Below are 17,306 nucleotides of genomic sequence, written 5' to 3'. Positions count from 1 at the left end.
GCACGAGAAGCCTCGAGAAGCCGACGGCACGGAAAAGGTGCCGACCATGATCTGGTCGGCACCTTTTGTGTCGCTGGTGTCCGAGGGGGGACTTGAACCCCCACGCCCGATAAAGGGCACTAGCACCTCAAGCTAGCGCGTCTGCCATTCCGCCACCCGGACCAGGTGTCTGCCGCCTTGCCAGGGGTGTTCCCCGCGGCGACAGGGACAACAATACCAAGGTTTCGGAGTGCCTTTCACCTGCGTTTCCGTCCGCCGGGCGGGGGTCCGGGACCTCGGGGCACGATGCGCCTAGGGTCGCACCATGAGTGACGGAATGGTTACCCAGAGCCCTCCCGCGGGCCGCCGTCCGCGTGCGCTGTCGCCGCTGAGGGAGCATCTGCGGGACACGTTCTGGTTCGCCCCCACCGCGGCGATGGTGAGCGTCTTCGTGGTCTGGGTGGCTGCGCAGGCGCTCGACACGGCCGTCGTCGACGCGCTCAAGGAGGAGGGCGACCGCGAGACGCTCGACGAGCTGCTGCGGTTCTCGGAGGACGCGAAGGCCGTGGTGAGCGCGGTCGGCTCGGCGATGATGACCTTCATCGGGGTGGTGTTCAGCATCTCGCTGGTGGCGGTGCAGATGGCGAGCGGGCAGTTCACGCCGCGCGTGGTGCGCCTCTTCGTGCGGAGCCGGATCACCAAGGCGACCTTCGCGGTCTTCCTGGCGACCTTCGTGCTGACCCTGCTGGTCCTGACCTCCTTCGAGACGGCCGACGATCCCGGTGCCGTCACGTCTGTGCCGCTGGTGCAGTCCGTCCTCACGCTCTGCATGGTCGGGCTGAGCCTGTTGCTGTTCGTGCTGTATGTGAACACCACCCTGCGGCTGATGCGGATCAGCCATGTGATCGCGCGGATCGCCGCGGAGTCCTTCCGGGTGGCCGCCTCGATGCCCGTGCCGGAGGGCGGGCGGGACGCCGCCCCGCTCGGTTCGGCGACCGCGTGGGTGGCGCACGAGGGCCGGGCGGGGGTGCTGCGGGACGTGCACATCGCGCGGCTGGTGCGGGTGGCGCGCACGCACGGGGTGGTGCTGCGGCTGATTCCGCGGATCGGGGACTTCGTGGTGCCCGGTACGCCCGTGCTGGCGGTGCACGGTGGGCCCGCCCCGCCGCGCAGGGCGCTGCGCTACACGATCGCGGTGGGAGTGGAGCGGACCTACCACCAGGATCTCGGCTTCGGACTGCGGCAGTTGTCCGACATCGCGCTGCGTGCCCTGTCGCCCGCGATCAACGATCCGACGACGGCCGTCCAGGCCCTGGACCGTGTCGTGCAGTTCCTGGCCGCGCTGAGCCGGCATCCGCTGGCGGCGGTGCCGCACCGGGACCGCGGTGGGACGGTGCGGCTGGTGCAGCCCGTGCCGGGGTGGACGGAGCTGGTGGATCTCGGGTTCGCCGAGGTCCGGGGGTGCGCCGCCGGGAGCCCGCAGGTCTCACGGCGCATGCTGGCCGGACTCGACGACCTGCTCCTGCTCGCGCCGCCGGAACGGCGGGAGCCGCTGCTGCGCCACCGCGAACTGCTCCGCCAGGCGGTCGCCCGAACCGCACCGACCGCGGCGGACCGAGCGTTCGCCCTGCGCCCGGACCGACAGGGCATCGGCTGAGCGCCGCCCCGGTGCCGTCCGGCGCCGGGAACCCGCGGGGCGGGCCCGCGCCGGACGCACCGCCCTTGGTTACGGCACGAGCTGGTACTCCGGGAAGTTCCCCGGGAGCCGCTCCCCCGCCGGGCCCCGTGTCACCGCGCGCACCAGCAGTTCGCCGCCGACGAACGCGCCGCGCCAGGACGCGCCCAGCCCGCCGAACAGCTCGTCGCGGTCGCCGCGGGAGCGGGGCCGGCCGTGGCCGACCTTGAACGCACGGATGTGCGGGGCGAGTCGCTCGTAGGTGGCCCGGTCGTCCGTGGACAGCGTGGCCACCAGCGCGCCGTTCGAGGCGTTCATCGCGGCCAGCAGTTCCGCTTCCGTGTCGACCAGGACGATCGTGTCGACCGGGCCGAACGGCTCCGCGTGGTGCAGCGGAGAGGACGAGGGCGGGTTGAGGAGCGTGACCGGCTGGACGTAGGCCGAGGTGTCCTGGCCGGGCAGGAAACGGGCGTCGGCCGGACTGCCGCGGTGCAGGGGCACGGCGCCGCGCTCGAGCGCCTCGGCGACCTGGTCCTGCAGTTCCTTCGCCTTGGCCGCGTTGATCACCGGCCCGAAGTCCAGCTCCGGGTACGGGTCGTCCCGCTTCTCGACGGCGAGCGGGTGGCCGACCCTGAGCGTGCGGACCGCCGGGAGGTACGCCGTCAGGAACGCGTCGAACAGCTTCCGCTGGACGACGAAGCGCGGGTAGGCCGTGCAGCGCTGCTTGCCGTAGTCGAAGAGCTTCGGGATCACCGCGGTCAGCGTGTCCCAGTCCGAGTAGTTCCAGATGCCCCAGGTGTTGAGTCCTTCCTGTTCGAGTACGTGTCGTTTGCCGAGGTCGGCTACGGCCGTGGCCACCGCGGCGCCGGTGTCGCGGCCGCCGACGAACGAGACGCAGCCGATCTCGGGCGCCCGCACCAGCGCCTGGGACAGCTCGCCTCCGCTGCCGCTGACGAGGGTCGCGGGGATCCCCTCGCGGGCGGCGAGCGCGCAGGCCAGGGTGAGACAGGCGACACCGCCGTCGGTCGGGGTCTTGGCGATGACCGCGTTGCCCGCCAGTGCCTGCACCAGCATTGCGTGAACGAGCACGCTCATCGGGTAGTTCCAACTGGCGATGTTGGACACCGGGCCGTCCAGCGGGGCCCGTTCGGCGAGCATCGGCTCGATGCCGTCGACGTACCAGCGGACCCCGTCGATGGCCCGGTCGACGTCCGCCTGGGCGAGCCGCCAGGGCTTGCCGATCTCCCAGACGAGCAGCAGCGCGAGCAGTCGCCGGTGTTCGACGAGGGCGTCGAGGGCGGCCGCGACGCGGGCCCGGCGCTCCTCCAGCGGGACGTGCCGCCAGGCCCGGTGCTGGTCGAGGGCGGCGCGCACTGCCTGGCGCGCGGTCGTCCCGTCCAGGCGCGGCGGGCCGGCGACGGGACTGCCGTCGACCGGGCTGACGGCGGGCAGGACCCGGCCGTCCTCCTGCCAGTCGGCGTTCCAGAGGTTGAGGACCCGGTCGTCCCGGAAGGCCTCCGGGGCGACGGCGAGGCAGCGCTGCCACGCCTCGGGCCAGGACGTGCCGGATTTGAGGGTGAGGGTGGGTGCCATGGGGTTGCTCCGCTCTCGGTGCACGGTCGGGGGCGGGGGCGGGAGGTCCTGGCTCGCTACCGCTGCTCTTCGAGACGCGCCAGCACGAGTTTCGCGGTCTCGGTCGGTGTGCTGCCCACGCTCACCCCGACCGCCTCCAGGGCCTCCTTCTTCGCCTGCGCCGTACCGGAGGAGCCGGACACGATCGCGCCCGCGTGCCCCATGGTCCTGCCCTCGGGCGCGGTGAACCCGGCGATGTAGCCGACGACGGGCTTGGTGACGTGCTCGCGGATGTAGGCCGCCGCCCGTTCCTCGGCGTCGCCGCCGATCTCCCCGATGAGGACGATCAGTTCGGTGTCGGGGTCGTCCTGGAAGGCGGCGAGGCAGTCGATGTGCGTGGTGCCGACGACGGGGTCGCCGCCGATGCCGACGCAGGTCGAGAAGCCGATGTCGCGCAGCTCGTACATGAGCTGGTACGTCAGCGTGCCCGACTTGGAGACCAGCCCGATGCGGCCGGGCTTGGTGATGTCGGCCGGGATGATGCCCGCGTTGGACTGGCCCGGGGTGATGAGGCCCGGGCAGTTGGGGCCGACGATGCGGGTGCCCTTCTGCCGGGCGTACGCGGTGAAGGCGACGGAGTCGTGGACGGGGATGCCCTCGGTGATGACGACGGCGAGCCCGATGCCGGCGTCGGCGGCTTCCACGACGGCCGCCTTGGCGAAGGCGGGCGGCACGAAGACGACGGTGACGTCCGCCCCGGTCGCGCGCATGCCGTCGGCGACCGAGCCGAAGACGGGCACGGCACTGGGGGCACCTCCCAGGCCCTCAAGGCACTGGGAGACGTCGAAGTCGACGGTGCGGCCGGCCTTGCGCGGGTTGACGCCGCCGACGACGTTCGTGCCGGCCGCGAGCATCCGCCGGGTGTGCTTCATGCCCTCGCCGCCGGTCATGCCCTGGACGAGGACCTTGCTCTCCTTGGTGAGGTAGATGGCCATGGCGTTCCCTCTCCTCAGGCCTTGGTGGCGAGTTCGGCGGCACGGGCGGCGGCGCCGTCCATGGTGGTGGCCTGCTCGACGAGCGGATGCGCGTGCTCGTCGAGGACGGCCCGGCCGCGGGCCGCGTTGTTGCCGTCGAGGCGCACGACGAGCGGCTTGGTCAGGCGGACGCTGTCCAGGGCCCGGACGATGCCGTCGGCGACCGCGTCGCAGGCGGTGATGCCGCCGAAGACGTTGACGAAGACGGACTTCACGTCCGTGTCGGAGAGGATGACCGACAGTCCGTCCGCCATGATCTGGGCGCTCGCCCCACCGCCGATGTCGAGGAAGTTGGCGGGCCGCGCACCGCAGCCCGCGACCACGTCGAGGGTCGACATGACCAGGCCCGCGCCGTTGCCGATGATGCCGACCTCGCCGTCGAGCTTGACGTAGTTGAGGCCCTTGGCGGCGGCCGCCGCCTCCAGCGAATCGTCATGCTCCACGTCGTCCGCACCCCACCGTGTCTGGCGGAAGCGGGCGTTGTCGTCGAGTGTGACCTTGCCGTCGAGGGCGACGATCCGCCCCTGCCGGGTGCGCACCAGCGGGTTCACCTCGACGAGGAGGGCGTCCTCGCGGACCAGGACCTCCCAGAGCCGCACGAGGACGTCGACGGTCTGCGGCGGCACTCCGGCGGCCTCGGCGATCTCACCCGCCTTCGCGGAGGTGACGCCATCGGCGGGGTCGACGGGGATGCGGGCCACGGCCTCGGGACGGGTGGCGGCGACCTCCTCGATGTCCATGCCGCCCTCCGCGGACGCGATGGCGAGGAAGCGGCCGGCCGCGCGGTCGAGTACATAGGACACGTAGAACTCGGTGTCGATGTCCACGGGTTGGGCCAGCATCACCGTGCCGACCGTGTGGCCCTTGATGTCCATGCCGAGGATCTGACGGGTGGTGAGCTCGGCGGCGGCGGGGTCGGCGGCGACTTTGACCCCGCCCGCCTTGCCGCGGCCACCGGTCTTCACCTGGGCTTTCACCACGACTCGGCCACCGAGTCGGCGGGCGATCTCGCGTGCCTCCTTGGGCGAGTCGGTGACCTCGGCCCTCGGCACCAAGATGCCGTGCTCTTCGAAGAGTTCCCTTGCCTGGTGTTCGTACAGGTCCATTCCGGCTCCTGTCTGAAAGTGCCGCACGCCCCCTGGACACCACCCACCGGATGCGGGATAACAAGCTTCATACAGTATTCGTCGACTGTATGCAATGTACTGCGAGCCGCTCCAACCCCCTACGAAGGGACAGGACTTCGCCATGCCCGACGACACCCAGGACGTGATCTCCGGTGGTCATCTCGTAGCCAAGGCGCTCAAGGCCGAGGGGGTCGAGCGCATCTACACGCTGTGCGGCGGCCACATCATCGACATCTACGACGGCTGCGTCGACGAGGGCATCGAGGTCGTCGACGTACGCCACGAGCAGGTCGCCGCCCACGCCGCGGACGGTTACGCCCGCATCACCGGCAAGCCCGGCTGCGCGGTGGTCACCGCGGGCCCCGGGACGACCGACGCCGTCACCGGTGTCGCCAACGCCTTCCGCGCGGAGTCCCCCATGCTGCTGATCGGCGGCCAGGGGGCCCTCACCCAGCACAAGATGGGGTCCCTGCAGGACCTGCCGCACGTGGACATGATGAACCCCATCACCAAGTTCGCGGCGACCGTGCCGGACACGGCGCGCGCGGCGGACATGGTGTCCATGGCGTTCCGCGAGTGCTTCCACGGCGCGCCCGGACCCTCCTTCCTGGAGATCCCGCGCGACGTGCTCGACGCCAAGGTGCCGGCCGAGAAAGCGCGCGTGCCGCAGGCCGGTGCCTACCGCGCCTCGACCCGCTCGGCCGGCGATCCCGAAGCGATCGAGAAGCTCGCCGACCTGCTGGTGCACGCCGAGAAACCGGCCATCCTGCTCGGCAGCCAGGTCTGGACGACCCGGGGCACCGAATCGGCCATCGAGCTGGTGCGCACGCTGAACATCCCGGCGTACATGAACGGCGCCGGCCGCGGCACCCTCCCGCCCGGCGACCCGCACCACTTCCAGCTCTCGCGCCGGTACGCCTTCTCCAACGCCGACGTCATCGTCATCGTCGGCACGCCCTTCGACTTCCGCATGGGCTACGGCAAGCGGCTGTCGCAGGACGCGACCGTCGTGCAGATCGACCTCGACTACCGCACGGTCGGCAAGAACCGCGACATCGACCTCGGCATCGTCGGCGACGCCGGACTCGTGCTGAAGTCGGTGACCGAGGCGGCCTCCGGGCGCGTCAACGGCGGGGCGTCGAAGCGCAAGGAGTGGCTGGACGAGCTGCGGGCGGCCGAGCAGACCGCCCTGGAGAAGCGGCTGCCCAGCCTGAAGTCGGACGCCTCACCGATCCACCCCTACCGCCTGGTCAGCGAGATCAACGACTTCCTCACCGAGGACTCCATCTACATCGGCGACGGCGGCGACATCGTCACCTTCTCCGGGCAGGTCGTGCAGCCCAAGTCACCCGGGCACTGGATGGACCCGGGGCCCCTCGGCACGCTCGGCGTCGGTGTCCCCTTCGTGCTCGCGGCCAAGCAGGCGCGGCCCGACAAGGAGGTCGTCGCGCTCTTCGGCGACGGCGCGTTCTCCCTGACCGGCTGGGACTTCGAGACGCTCGTCCGCTACGACCTCCCCTTCGTCGGCATCGTCGGCAACAACTCCTCCATGAACCAGATCCGCTACGGCCAGGCCGCCAAGTACGGCAAGGACCGCGAACGGATCGGCAACACCCTCGGCGACGTCCACTACGACAAGTTCGCCCAGATGCTCGGCGGTTACGGCGAGGAGGTCCGCGACCCCGCCGACATCGGCCCGGCCCTGAGGCGCGCCCGCGAGTCGGGCAAGCCGTCGCTGATCAACGTCTGGGTCGATCCCGACGCGTACGCCCCCGGAACCATGAACCAGACCATGTACAAGTGAGGTGCCCCGATGACTGCTACCTCCACCAAGGCCCTCGAAGGCATCCGCGTCCTGGACATGACCCATGTCCAGTCCGGGCCCTCCGCGACCCAGCTGCTCGCCTGGCTCGGCGCGGACGTCGTCAAGCTGGAGGCGCCGACCGGCGACATCACGCGCAAGCAGCTGCGTGACCTGCCGGACGTCGACTCCCTCTACTTCACGATGCTCAACTGCAACAAGCGGAGCATCACCCTCAACACCAAGACCGAGCGCGGCAAGGAGATCCTCACCGAGCTGATCCGGCGCTCCGACGTCATGGTCGAGAACTTCGGGCCGGGCGCGGTCGACCGCATGGGCTTCACCTGGGACCGCATCCAGGAGATCAATCCGCGTATCGTCTATGCCTCCATCAAGGGGTTCGGCGAGGGTCCGTACACCAACTTCAAGGCGTACGAGGTCGTCGCGCAGGCCATGGGCGGGTCGATGGCGACCACCGGTTTCGAGGACGGGCCGCCGCTGGCGACGGGGGCCCAGATCGGGGACTCGGGGACGGGTGTGCACGCCGTGGCGGGCATCCTCGCCGCGCTCTACCAACGGGAGCGCACCGGTCGCGGGCAGCGGGTCAACGTGGCCATGCAGCACGCTGTACTGAACCTGTGCCGGGTGAAGCTGCGGGACCAGCAGCGTCTGGCACACGGGCCGCTCGCTGAATATCCCAACGAGGACTTCGGCGACGAGGTTCCCAGGTCCGGGAACGCGTCCGGCGGCGGCCAGCCCGGCTGGGCGGTCAAGTGCGCGCCGGGCGGCCCGAACGACTACGTGTACGTCATCGTGCAGCCCGTCGGCTGGCGGCCGATCAGCGAGCTCATCGGCCGGCCCGAGCTGGCCGACGACCCCGAGTGGGCGACGCCCGAGGCCCGGCTGCCCAAGCTCAACAAGATGTTCCAGCTGATCGAGGAGTGGTCCTCGACGCTGCCCAAGTGGGAGGTGCTGGAGCGGCTCAACGCGCACAACATCCCGTGCGGGCCGATCCTGTCCACCAAGGAGATCATCGAGGACCGGTCGCTGGTCGCCAACGAGATGGTCGTCACCGTGCCCCACCCCGAGCGGGGCGAGTTCGTGACCGTCGGCAGCCCGCTCAAGCTGTCCGACTCCCCCGTCGAGGTGACCAGTTCACCCCTGCTCGGCGAGCACAACGAAGAGGTCTACGTCGGCGAACTCGGCCTCGGCGACGAGGAAGTGCGCCTGCTCAAGTCGAACGGAGTGATCTGACGTGATGGCCGAAGACCGGGTCCTGCGGGTGCGGTCCCTCCTCGCAGCCGTGCGCGCCGAGGGGCGGACCGCGCTGACCGCGCCCGAGGGCAAGGTGATCGCCGACGCGTACGGGATCGCCGTACCGGGCGAGGAGCTGGCGACCGATGTCGAGGAGGCCGTGGCGTTCGCCGCGCGCTTCGGCGGGCCCGTCGTCATGAAGATCGTCTCGCCGGACATCCTGCACAAGACCGACGCGGGCGGGGTGATCGTCGGCGTCGAGGGCGCCGCGGACGTCCGGGCCGCCTTCCACACCATCATCGACAACGCGCGTGCGTACGACGCGAACGCCCGCATCTCGGGTGTGCAGGTGCAGGAGCTGCTGCCGAAGGGGCAGGAGGTCATCGTCGGGGCCGTCACGGATCCGACGTTCGGGAAGGTGGTCGCCTTCGGGCTCGGCGGGGTGCTCGTCGAGGTCCTCAAGGACGTCACCTTCCGGCTCGCGCCGGTCGACGCCGACGAGGCGCTGTCGATGCTCGACTCGATCCGGTCGGCGGAGATCCTGCGCGGGGTGCGCGGCCAGGCGGGCGTGGACCGGTGGGCCGTCGCCGAGCAGATCCGGCGTGTGTCGGAACTCGTCGCGGACTTCCCCGAGATCGCCGAGGTGGACCTCAACCCGGTGATCGCGACGCCGGAGGGGGCCGTCGCGGCCGACATCCGGGTCATCCTCGCCGAGTCGCAGCCCGCGCCGCGCCGGAAGTACTCCCGGGACGAGATCCTCGCCTCGATGCGCCGGCTGATGCAGCCGCGCGCGGTCGCCGTCATCGGCGCCTCCAACGAACAGGGCAAGATCGGCAACTCCGTGATGCGCAACCTCGTCGACGGAGGGTTCGCGGGCGACATCCATCCGGTGAATCCCAAAGCCGATGACATTCTGGGCCGCAAGGCGTACAAGAGTGTCACCGACGTTCCCGGTGAGGTGGATGTGGCGGTCTTCGCGATCCCCGCCAAGTTCGTGGCCTCGGCCCTGGAGGAGGTGGGACGCAAGGGCATCCCGAACGCCGTGCTGATCCCCTCCGGGTTCGCGGAGACCGGCGAGCACGAACTCCAGGCGGAGATCGTGGCGATCGCCGAACGGCACGGCATCCGGCTGCTGGGGCCGAACATCTACGGCTACTACTCCACCTGGCAGGACCTGTGCGCCACGTTCTGCACGCCGTACGACGTCAAGGGCGGGGTCGCGCTGACCTCGCAGTCCGGTGGCATCGGGATGGCCATCCTGGGCTTCGCGCGCACCACCAAGACGGGCGTGTCGGCGATCGTCGGGCTCGGCAACAAGTCGGACCTGGACGAGGACGACCTGCTGACCTGGTTCGGGGAGGACCCGAACACCCAGTGCATCGCGATGCACCTGGAGGACCTCAAGGACGGGCGCGCCTTCGTGGAGGCCGCGCGGGCGACCGTGCCGAAGAAGCCGGTGATCGTGCTGAAGGCGGGCCGTACGGCTGCGGGAGCGAAGGCGGCCGGCTCGCACACCGGCGCCCTGGCCGGTGACGACGCGGTCTACGACGACATCCTCCGCCAGGCGGGTGTCATCCGGGCGCCGGGGCTGAACGACATGCTGGAGTACGCGCGCGCGTTGCCCGTACTGCCGGCGCCCCAGGGCGACAACGTCGTGATCATCACGGGTGCCGGCGGCAGCGGGGTGCTGCTCTCCGACGCGGTGACGGACAACGGCCTGTCCCTGATGGAGATCCCGCCCGACCTCGACGAGGCGTTCCGGAAGTTCATCCCGCCCTTCGGGGCGGCGGGCAACCCGGTGGACATCACCGGGGGCGAGCCGCCGTCGACGTACGAGGCGACGATCCGGCTGGGTCTCGAGGACCCGCGCATCCACGCGCTCGTCCTGGGCTACTGGCACACCATCGTCACTCCTCCCATGGTCTTCGCCGAGCTCAGCGCGCGCGTGGTGGCCGAGTTCCGGGAGCGCGGCATCGAGAAGCCCGTGGTGGCGTCGCTCGCCGGGGACGTGGAGGTCGAGGAGGCCTGCCAGTACCTCTTCGAGCGCGGGGTCGTGGCGTACCCGTACACGACGGAGAAGCCGGTGGCCGTGCTCGGCGCGAAGTACCGCTGGGCGCGGGAGGCGGGGCTGCTGGGGGGCGGTACATGAGGTGAGGCAGCGGGGGGCCGGCCGACGGTGCGCGTCGGCCGGCCCCGGGACCCGCACGCGCACGAAAGGCATGGGACAGGGGGCGCTGGCCAGATCTTTCGACGCAAGGGGTGCGACACGACATGACAACGACCGATCTGCCCACCACGGTTCCCTACCGGGAGGTCACCGACGCGAACGGTCGCGTCTACCGTCTCGGTGAGACCGACATCGACATCATGGGGCGCAAGCGCAAGTGGATGGTGATCCTGCCCTGGATCGGCATGATGGGCATCTCCTCCGCCGAGTACGCGTTCGCGTCCGCCGAGGAGACCCTGCACACGGCGCACAGCTGGGACAGCATGCACATCTTCTGGATGATGACCGTCTGGGTCTTCTTCCAGGCCGCGGTGGCCTTTCCCGCGGGCAAGCTGCGAGAGAGCGGAAAACTCCCGGCCCGCTGGGCCATGATGTGCGGCGCGGCGGGCACCCTCATGGGCTACCTGTCGCTGGCCTTCGCACCGCACGTCGTCTTCGCCTACATCGGCTTCAGCATGTTCAGCGGCATGGGCGCGGGCATGGTGTACGCCACCTGCGTCAACATGGTCGGCAAGTGGTATCCGGAGCGCAAGGGCGGCAAGACGGGCTTCGTCAACGGCGGTTTCGCCTACGGCTCGGTGCCCTTCGTCTTCCTCTTCAACGGCTACATGGACCTCACCAACTTCCGCTGGGTGCTGGTCTCGGTGGGCGTGTTCCTGGCCGGGATCGTGGCCTGCTCCGGCTACTTCTTCAAGGATCCGCCGAAGAACTGGTGGCCCGCCGACATCGACCCGCTCAACCCGCCGAAGGACCCGCGCGCGGCCCGCTCACTGCGCATGAACCCGCCGGCGGTGCGCCAGTACTCCCCCAAGGAGGCCTGGAAGACCGGCCGGGTGGCCCTGATGTGGTTCTGCCTGGCCTGTACGTCCGGCGTGAACATCTTCGGCATCGCCTTCCAGGTGGAGATCGGCGAGGAGGCCGGGTTCGCGGGCGGGATCGTCGCCACGGCCATGTCCCTGAAGGCCATCGTCAACGGCACCGGCCGCGGTGTCATCGGCTGGCTCTCCGACCTGTACGGCCGCAAGCGGTGCCTGCTGGTGGTGTGCGTCATCCTGGGCCTGTCCCAGTACGGCATCCTCTGGTCGGCGAACGCCGAGAACCTCCCGCTGTTCCTGGTCTTCTCCTCGATCTCCGGCTTCGGCGGCGGCGCCATCTTCCCGATGTTCGCCGCGCTCACCGCCGACTACTTCGGTGAGAACAACAACGCGTCCAACTACGGCATGGTCTACAGCGCCAAGCTCGTCTCCGGCCTCGGCGCCGGCATGGGAGCCGTGGTCGTCGGCGCCTGGGGGCACTCCGGTGCCTTCATCCTGGCCGGCTCCATCTCCCTCTTCGCCGGATGTGTGGCGCTGTTCCTGACCCCGCCGGGACGCGACAAGGACAAGCACCGCATCGCTCCCAACCCGCAACCGCTCGGCGAGGACACGGCCTGACATGACGGCAGATCCGTACGCAGCAAGCGACTCCCCCACATCATCCGACGCCGCACACCGTCCCTACCGCGAAGTCACCGACGCCCACGGCCGCGTCTACCGCGTCGGCGAGACCGACCGGGACATCCTCGGCCACTCGCGCAAGCTCATGGTGTACCTGCCGTGGCTCGCCATGATGGCCATCAGCGTGTTCGAGTACGCGTACGGCTCCGCGGAGGACACCCTGTCCCACGCGCACGGCTGGACGCAGAGCAACACCTTCTGGATCCTCAGCGTCTGGGTGTTCTTCCAGGCCGGCATCGCCTTCCCCGCGGGCTGGCTGCGGGAGAAGGGCATCCTGACCGCCCGTACGGCCATGTACATCGGGTCCGTCATGTGCCTGCTGGGGTTCCTCGCCCTGTCGCACCTGAGCAACGTCCTGCTGGCGATCCTCGGCTTCGGCGTGGTCGGCGGGATCGGCGCCGGGCTCATCTACGCCACCTGCATCAACATGGTCGGCAAGTGGTTCCCGGAACGACGGGGCGCCCGCACGGGCTTCGTCAACGGCGGGTTCGCGTACGGGTCGCTGCCGTTCATCTTCATCTTCAACTACGGCTTCGACACGGCGAACTACCACCGCGTCCTGGACCTCATCGGCTGCTACATCATGATCGTGGTGCTGGCCTGCGCGTTCTTCTTCAAGGACCCGCCGAAGAACTGGTGGCCGGCCGAGATCGACCCGCTGACCTTCTCCGGCGACCGCAAGCACGCCACGAGCCTCGCCAAGAACCCTCCGGCGGTACGGCAGTACACCCCGAAGGAGGCCATCAGGACCGGGATGCTGCCCCTGATGTGGATCTCGGTGGTGATGACCGCGGGCGTGTCGATCTTCGGCATCTCGTTCCAGGTCGACTTCGCCAAGGACGTGGGCTTCGGCCCGCTGGTGGCGGCGTCGTCCATGGGGGTGATGGCGGTCGTCAACGGCATCGGCCGCGGGGTCGTGGGCTGGCTGTCCGACCGGTGGGGCCGCAAGTCGACCCTGGTGTTCGTCATCGTCGTGCTGGGGCTCGCCCAGTTCGGCGTGATCTGGGCGGGTGACCTGAGGAGCGAGTGGCTGTTCCTGTTCTTCGCGTTCCTCTCCGGCTTCGGCGGCGGCGCGTTCTACCCGCTGTTCGCGGCGCTCACGCCGGACTACTTCGGGGAGAACTACAACGCCAGCAACTACGGGCTGGTCTACAGCGGCAAGCTGATCAGCGGCCTGTTCGGCGGCGGACTGGGCTCCATGGTGGTCGCGGCCTGGGGCTACAACGGCGCGTACGCGCTCGCCGGGGGCGTGTCGATGCTCGCGGCGGCGGTCGCGCTGCTCCTGCGCCAGCCGGGACGCGCCGAGGCGCGGCCCGTGGGCTGACCCTTCCCCCCCCACATGAGGAGGCCCCTCCCCGGCCGGGGAGGGGCCTCCTCATGCCCGTACGGCGCTCAGCACTTCTCCCGCAGCGAGTGCAGGTGTGCGCTGGAGCGGCGCGCGAAGGCGAAGGACTCGGCCGGGTTGTCGTGCTCGGCCTGCCAGTGGTGGGCCAGGCGGTGGCCGCGCAGCCGGGTGACGGCGGAGATGAACCGCTGGTAGTCGATGTCCCCGTCGCCGACGTCGACCATGCGGTAGCCGTACGGGTTCGACGGGTCGCTCTCGCCGTCCTTCACGTGGAACAGCGGGTAGCGGTCGGGCTGCCGCAGGACGTAGTCGAGCGGTTCGAAGGGTGCGGGTGTGCCGTCGGGCCGCTTGGAGAACCGGAACTGGCCGACGTACGCCCAGTAGATGTCCATCTCCAGGAAGACGAGGTCGGGGTCGGTCTCCTCGAGCAGGACGTCGTAGAGGCGGACCTTGGGGTTGTCGGTGGCGAAGGAGAACTCCTCGGAGTGGTTGTGCTGGTAGAACTTCATGCCCCGGGCCCTCGCGGCCGCGCCGTAGGTGTTGAAGTCCTCGGCGGCGCGCTTCCAGGCGTCGACGGTCGAGCCGTAGCGGAACGGGCCGGCGGCCGTGCCGATGTGCTTGAGGCCGAGGGCCTGGGCGTCGTCGAGGACCTTGGTGAGGTTCTGGGCGAACGTGTAGGCGTTCGGGTCGCTGGAGTAGTAGCCCACGTGGCTGCCGATCGGGTTCAGGCCGTGGCTGCGGGCCAGTCGCCTGAGCTGGGCGAGCGTGATGGGACCGGCCGAGCCCTGGGTGTAGCCGGCGAACTCGACCTCGTCGTAGCCGTACTTCTCCAGTTCGGCGAAGACGGGGCCGAAGCCGAGGGTGGAGACCTTGTCGCGCAGGCTGTAGAGCTGGATGCCGAGGCGGCCGGGCGGCAGGACGGGCCGGCCGCGGCCCTTGGCGCCGGGGGCCGTACCGGTGGCGGCTGCAGCGTTGCCGGTGGCGGCCGTCGCGTTGCCGGTGGCGGCCGTCGCCGGGGCCGCGGCGCCGAGCAGGGCGGCGGCGGTGGCGCCCGCCGCCACGCCGAGCATGCCGCGTCTGCTGAGGCGGTGGGCGAGTTCGGGGTCGGGCTGGGAGAAGCGGCTCATGCGTGGAACTCCTCGTGATCGCGGGGCGTTGTCAGTGGTGAGTGCTTCACTTGTGACCAGTCAGGACTGAGGGCTATGGCCTCAGCCGAGACCGGCGAGCCGGAGCAGCAGTGACTTCACATCGGTGGCCGCGACGCGGTCGCCGACAGCGCGGGGGGTGGAGCAGATGAGGAGCGGACCGTCGTCGTCGCTCTGCGGGAGGCGGCCGTGGCTGCCGCGAATAGGTGAGGGGTCCAGGGGCACGACCGCCATGCGGTAGCGCAGGCCGAGTTTCTTGCGCGCCAGAGCGGTGGCCGCCTTGACCTTGACATAGGGGTCGAGGGGATCCATGAAGAGTTCGACCGGGTCGTAGCCGGGTTTGCGGTGGATCTCGACGAGTCGCGCGAAATCGGGCGCGCGGTCGTCGTCGAGCCAGTAGTAGTACGTGAACCAGGCGTCGGGTTCCGCCACGGCGACGAGTTCGCCCGCGCGCGGATGGTCGAGGTGATGGGTCTTCTTGCCCTCGTCGTCGAGGAGTTGCTCGATGCCGGGCAGGCCGTCCAGGGCGGCCCGGGTGGCGTCGAGGTCCTCGGGGCGGCGCACATACACGTGGGCGATCTGGTGGTCGGCCACCGCGAAGGCACGGGATGCCATCGGGTCGAGGTACTCCATGCCGTCCTGGGTGTGCACCTCCAGCAGACCGGCGCGGCGCAGGGCGCGGTTGATGTCGACGGGCCGGTTCACGCGGGTGATGCCGTACTCGGACAGCGCGACGACCGTGCGTCCCTCGGCCCGGGCGTCGTCCAGGAGCGGTGCCAGGGCGCTGTCGAGATCGGCGGCCGCCTTCAGGGAGCGCGGGTCGTCGGGGCCGAAGCGCTGCAGGTCGTAGTCGAGATGAGGGAGGTAGCAGAGCGTCAGGTCGGGATGGCGGGTGCGGATGATGTGGCGGGTCGCGTCGATGATCCACCGGCTGGAGACGAGGTCCGCTCCGGGGCCCCAGAAGTGGAACAGGGGGAAGGTGCCGAGTTTCTCGGTGAGTTCGTCGTGCAGTGCGGGCGGCCTGGTGTAGCAGTCGGGTTCCTTGCGGCCGTCGGCGTAGTAGATCGGACGGGGGGTGACGGTGATGTCGGTGTCGGCGCCCATGGCGTACCACCAGCAGATGTTCGCCACGGTGTAGCCGGGGTGGGCGCGGCGGGCGGCGTCCCAGAGCTTGTCGCCGGCCACGAGCCCGTTGTGCTGGCGCCACAGGAGGACGTCGCCGAGTTCGCGGAAGTACCAGCCGTTGCCGACGATGCCGTGCTCCGAGGGCAGGGCGCCGGTGAGGAACGTGGACTGGGCGGCGCAGGTGACGGCGGGCAGGACCGTGCCCAGTGGGGCGCGGGAGCCGGACTGGCCGAGCGCCTTGAGGTGGGGCATGTGGTCGAGGAGACGGGGGGTGAGGCCGACGACGTCCAGGACGAGGAGCGGGGTGGGGCGCTCGCGGTCCGCGGTGGCCGGGTCCGGGCGCTCATGGGTGCTCATGGCAGCTCCTTCAGGCCGAGGTCCGTCAGCAGGTCGCGGGCGAGGGTGAGTTCGGCGGCGATGCCCTCGGCGAGCTGGGCGCGGCCCTTGGGGCGCAGCTCGGGCGGGAGGGCCTGCCAGGTGTAGGTCTCGACCTCCAGGTGGCGGGTGAGCGGGGCCGGGCCGCCGACCAGCTGGGTCAGTGCTGCTTTCAGGACCGGGAGTGTGGAGGTGAGGGGTGCGGCGGGGGCCGCGTGCAGGGGGACGTGGAAGTGGGCGCGCCAGGGGGAGGCGTCGGGCAGGGCGTGGCCGGCGAGGGCCTCGTCGAGGTCGTCGGTGGCGCGCAGCCCGGCGGCGGTCGAGGTGCGGGTCTGATGCAGGAAGCGGGGTTCGGCGAAGGCGGCGAGGGCCTCGCGGACCTCCGGCAGATGGGGGTGTTCGGCGTGCAGGGCGGCGGAGAGCTGGGATTTGACGACGGGGACGCGGGCGTCGGTGAGTGCGTCCAGGGCGGTGTGCGGGTCTTCGAAGGAGGTGGCGAGATGGCAGGTGTCGACACAGATGCCGATGCGGTCGTGGCCGATCGCGGTGAGCGGGGCGATGGCGTCGCGGGTGGTCTCGACGACGCAGCCGGGTTCCGGTTCCAGGCCGACGCGGAGGGAGCGGCCGGTCAGCTCCTCGATGGCGTCGAGGCGTTCGGCGAGGGTGCGCAGGGCGGCCCGGGCGGCCTCGGCACGCTGGTCGTCGTAGGCGGTGCGCCAGGCGAGGGGCAGGGTGGAGATGGTGCCGTCGGTGACGTCGTCGGGGAGGAGTCCGGCGAGGACGCGGGCCAGGGCGGTGGTGTGGTCGAGGCGTTCCGGGTCGGCCCAGTCGGGCTTGTAGACGCGGTACTTGACTTCCTCTGCGCCGAAGCCCTCGTAGGGGAATCCGTTGAGGGTGACGACCTCGAGGCCGCGCCGGTCCAGCTCGGTGCGCAGGCCGCGCAGCGCGGAGGGGTCGGTGACGAGGGCGTGGGCGGCGTCCTTGGCGAGCCACAGCCCGATGCCCAGCCGGTCGCGTCCCAGGCGGCGGCGGACGGGTTCGCAGTGGTCGCGGAGCTGGGCGAGGACCCCTTCCAGGGTTTCGGCGGGGTGGACGTTGGTGCAGTAGGCGAGGTGGACGGTGGAGCCGTCGGGGTGGCGGAAGCGCATGGC

At 70.4% G+C, this 17,306-nt stretch carries 12 protein-coding genes and 1 tRNA gene; 6 read left to right on the top strand and 7 right to left on the bottom strand.

Features of this window, described 5'->3' with window-relative positions:
- Positions 1–74: 74 nt before the first annotated feature.
- Positions 75–162, bottom strand: a tRNA-Leu gene (locus tag ABZ386_RS10435).
- Positions 163–304: 142 nt separating this feature from the next.
- Here ABZ386_RS10435 and ABZ386_RS10430 point away from each other — a divergent pair.
- Positions 305–1,636 (top strand): DUF2254 domain-containing protein, encoded by a 1,332-nt coding sequence (locus tag ABZ386_RS10430; protein WP_358964554.1) that lies wholly within the window; start codon positions 305–307, stop codon positions 1,634–1,636.
- A gap of 69 nt (positions 1,637–1,705) precedes the next feature.
- Here ABZ386_RS10430 and ABZ386_RS10425 read toward each other — a convergent pair whose 3' ends face one another.
- From ABZ386_RS10425 to sucC, 3 genes are read right to left on the bottom strand one after another with little or no spacing between them, the layout of a single operon-like run.
- A complete protein-coding gene (locus ABZ386_RS10425) occupies positions 1,706–3,247 on the bottom strand; it encodes an aldehyde dehydrogenase family protein (RefSeq protein WP_356615789.1) in 1,542 nt (513 codons plus the stop codon).
- A 56-nt stretch (positions 3,248–3,303) separates the two neighbouring features.
- Complete coding sequence (gene sucD / locus ABZ386_RS10420) at positions 3,304–4,221, bottom strand: succinate--CoA ligase subunit alpha (RefSeq protein WP_356615791.1); 918 nt, start codon at positions 4,219–4,221, stop codon at positions 3,304–3,306.
- A gap of 14 nt (positions 4,222–4,235) precedes the next feature.
- Positions 4,236–5,366 (bottom strand): ADP-forming succinate--CoA ligase subunit beta, encoded by a 1,131-nt coding sequence (sucC, locus tag ABZ386_RS10415; RefSeq protein ID WP_358964552.1) that lies wholly within the window; start codon positions 5,364–5,366, stop codon positions 4,236–4,238.
- Positions 5,367–5,508: 142 nt separating this feature from the next.
- Here sucC and ABZ386_RS10410 point away from each other — a divergent pair, with 142 nt between their 5' ends.
- From ABZ386_RS10410 to ABZ386_RS10390, 5 genes are all read left to right on the top strand, one after another.
- Positions 5,509–7,191, top strand: coding sequence for a thiamine pyrophosphate-binding protein (locus tag ABZ386_RS10410; RefSeq protein ID WP_351334179.1), 1,683 nt, complete (start codon positions 5,509–5,511; stop codon positions 7,189–7,191).
- 9 nt (positions 7,192–7,200) lie between these two features.
- The gene (gene frc, locus ABZ386_RS10405) at positions 7,201–8,442 is read left to right on the top strand and encodes a formyl-CoA transferase (protein WP_351334182.1); all 1,242 of its coding nucleotides are present in this window, start codon (positions 7,201–7,203) and stop codon (positions 8,440–8,442) included.
- 4 nt (positions 8,443–8,446) lie between these two features.
- Positions 8,447–10,591, top strand: a complete 2,145-nt coding sequence (locus tag ABZ386_RS10400) for an acetate--CoA ligase family protein (RefSeq protein ID WP_358964719.1) — start codon at positions 8,447–8,449, stop codon at positions 10,589–10,591.
- A gap of 122 nt (positions 10,592–10,713) precedes the next feature.
- Positions 10,714–12,102 (top strand): OFA family MFS transporter, encoded by a 1,389-nt coding sequence (locus tag ABZ386_RS10395; protein WP_351343023.1) that lies wholly within the window; start codon positions 10,714–10,716, stop codon positions 12,100–12,102.
- Position 12,103: 1 nt separating this feature from the next.
- Complete coding sequence (locus tag ABZ386_RS10390) at positions 12,104–13,489, top strand: OFA family MFS transporter (RefSeq protein WP_355727779.1); 1,386 nt, start codon at positions 12,104–12,106, stop codon at positions 13,487–13,489.
- Between the two features lie 68 nt (positions 13,490–13,557).
- Here ABZ386_RS10390 and ABZ386_RS10385 read toward each other — a convergent pair whose 3' ends face one another.
- From ABZ386_RS10385 to eboE, 3 genes are all read right to left on the bottom strand, one after another.
- Positions 13,558–14,637 (bottom strand): sugar phosphate isomerase/epimerase, encoded by a 1,080-nt coding sequence (locus tag ABZ386_RS10385; RefSeq protein ID WP_358964550.1) that lies wholly within the window; start codon positions 14,635–14,637, stop codon positions 13,558–13,560.
- 81 nt (positions 14,638–14,718) lie between these two features.
- On the bottom strand, positions 14,719–16,137 hold the full coding sequence (locus ABZ386_RS10380; protein WP_358964548.1) for a nucleotide pyrophosphatase/phosphodiesterase family protein: 1,419 nt from the start codon (positions 16,135–16,137) through the stop codon (positions 14,719–14,721).
- A complete protein-coding gene (gene eboE, locus ABZ386_RS10375) occupies positions 16,134–17,303 on the bottom strand; it encodes a metabolite traffic protein EboE (protein ID WP_358964546.1) in 1,170 nt (389 codons plus the stop codon). The genes ABZ386_RS10380 and eboE overlap by 4 nt, the downstream gene beginning before the upstream one ends.
- Positions 17,304–17,306: the final 3 nt, after the last annotated feature.

It is taken from the genome of Streptomyces sp. NPDC006140, from assembly GCF_040628815.1.
Classification (GTDB): domain Bacteria; phylum Actinomycetota; class Actinomycetes; order Streptomycetales; family Streptomycetaceae; genus Streptomyces.
Note: the sequence above shows the minus strand (reverse complement) of the source record. Positions and strands in the feature narration are given on the sequence as shown.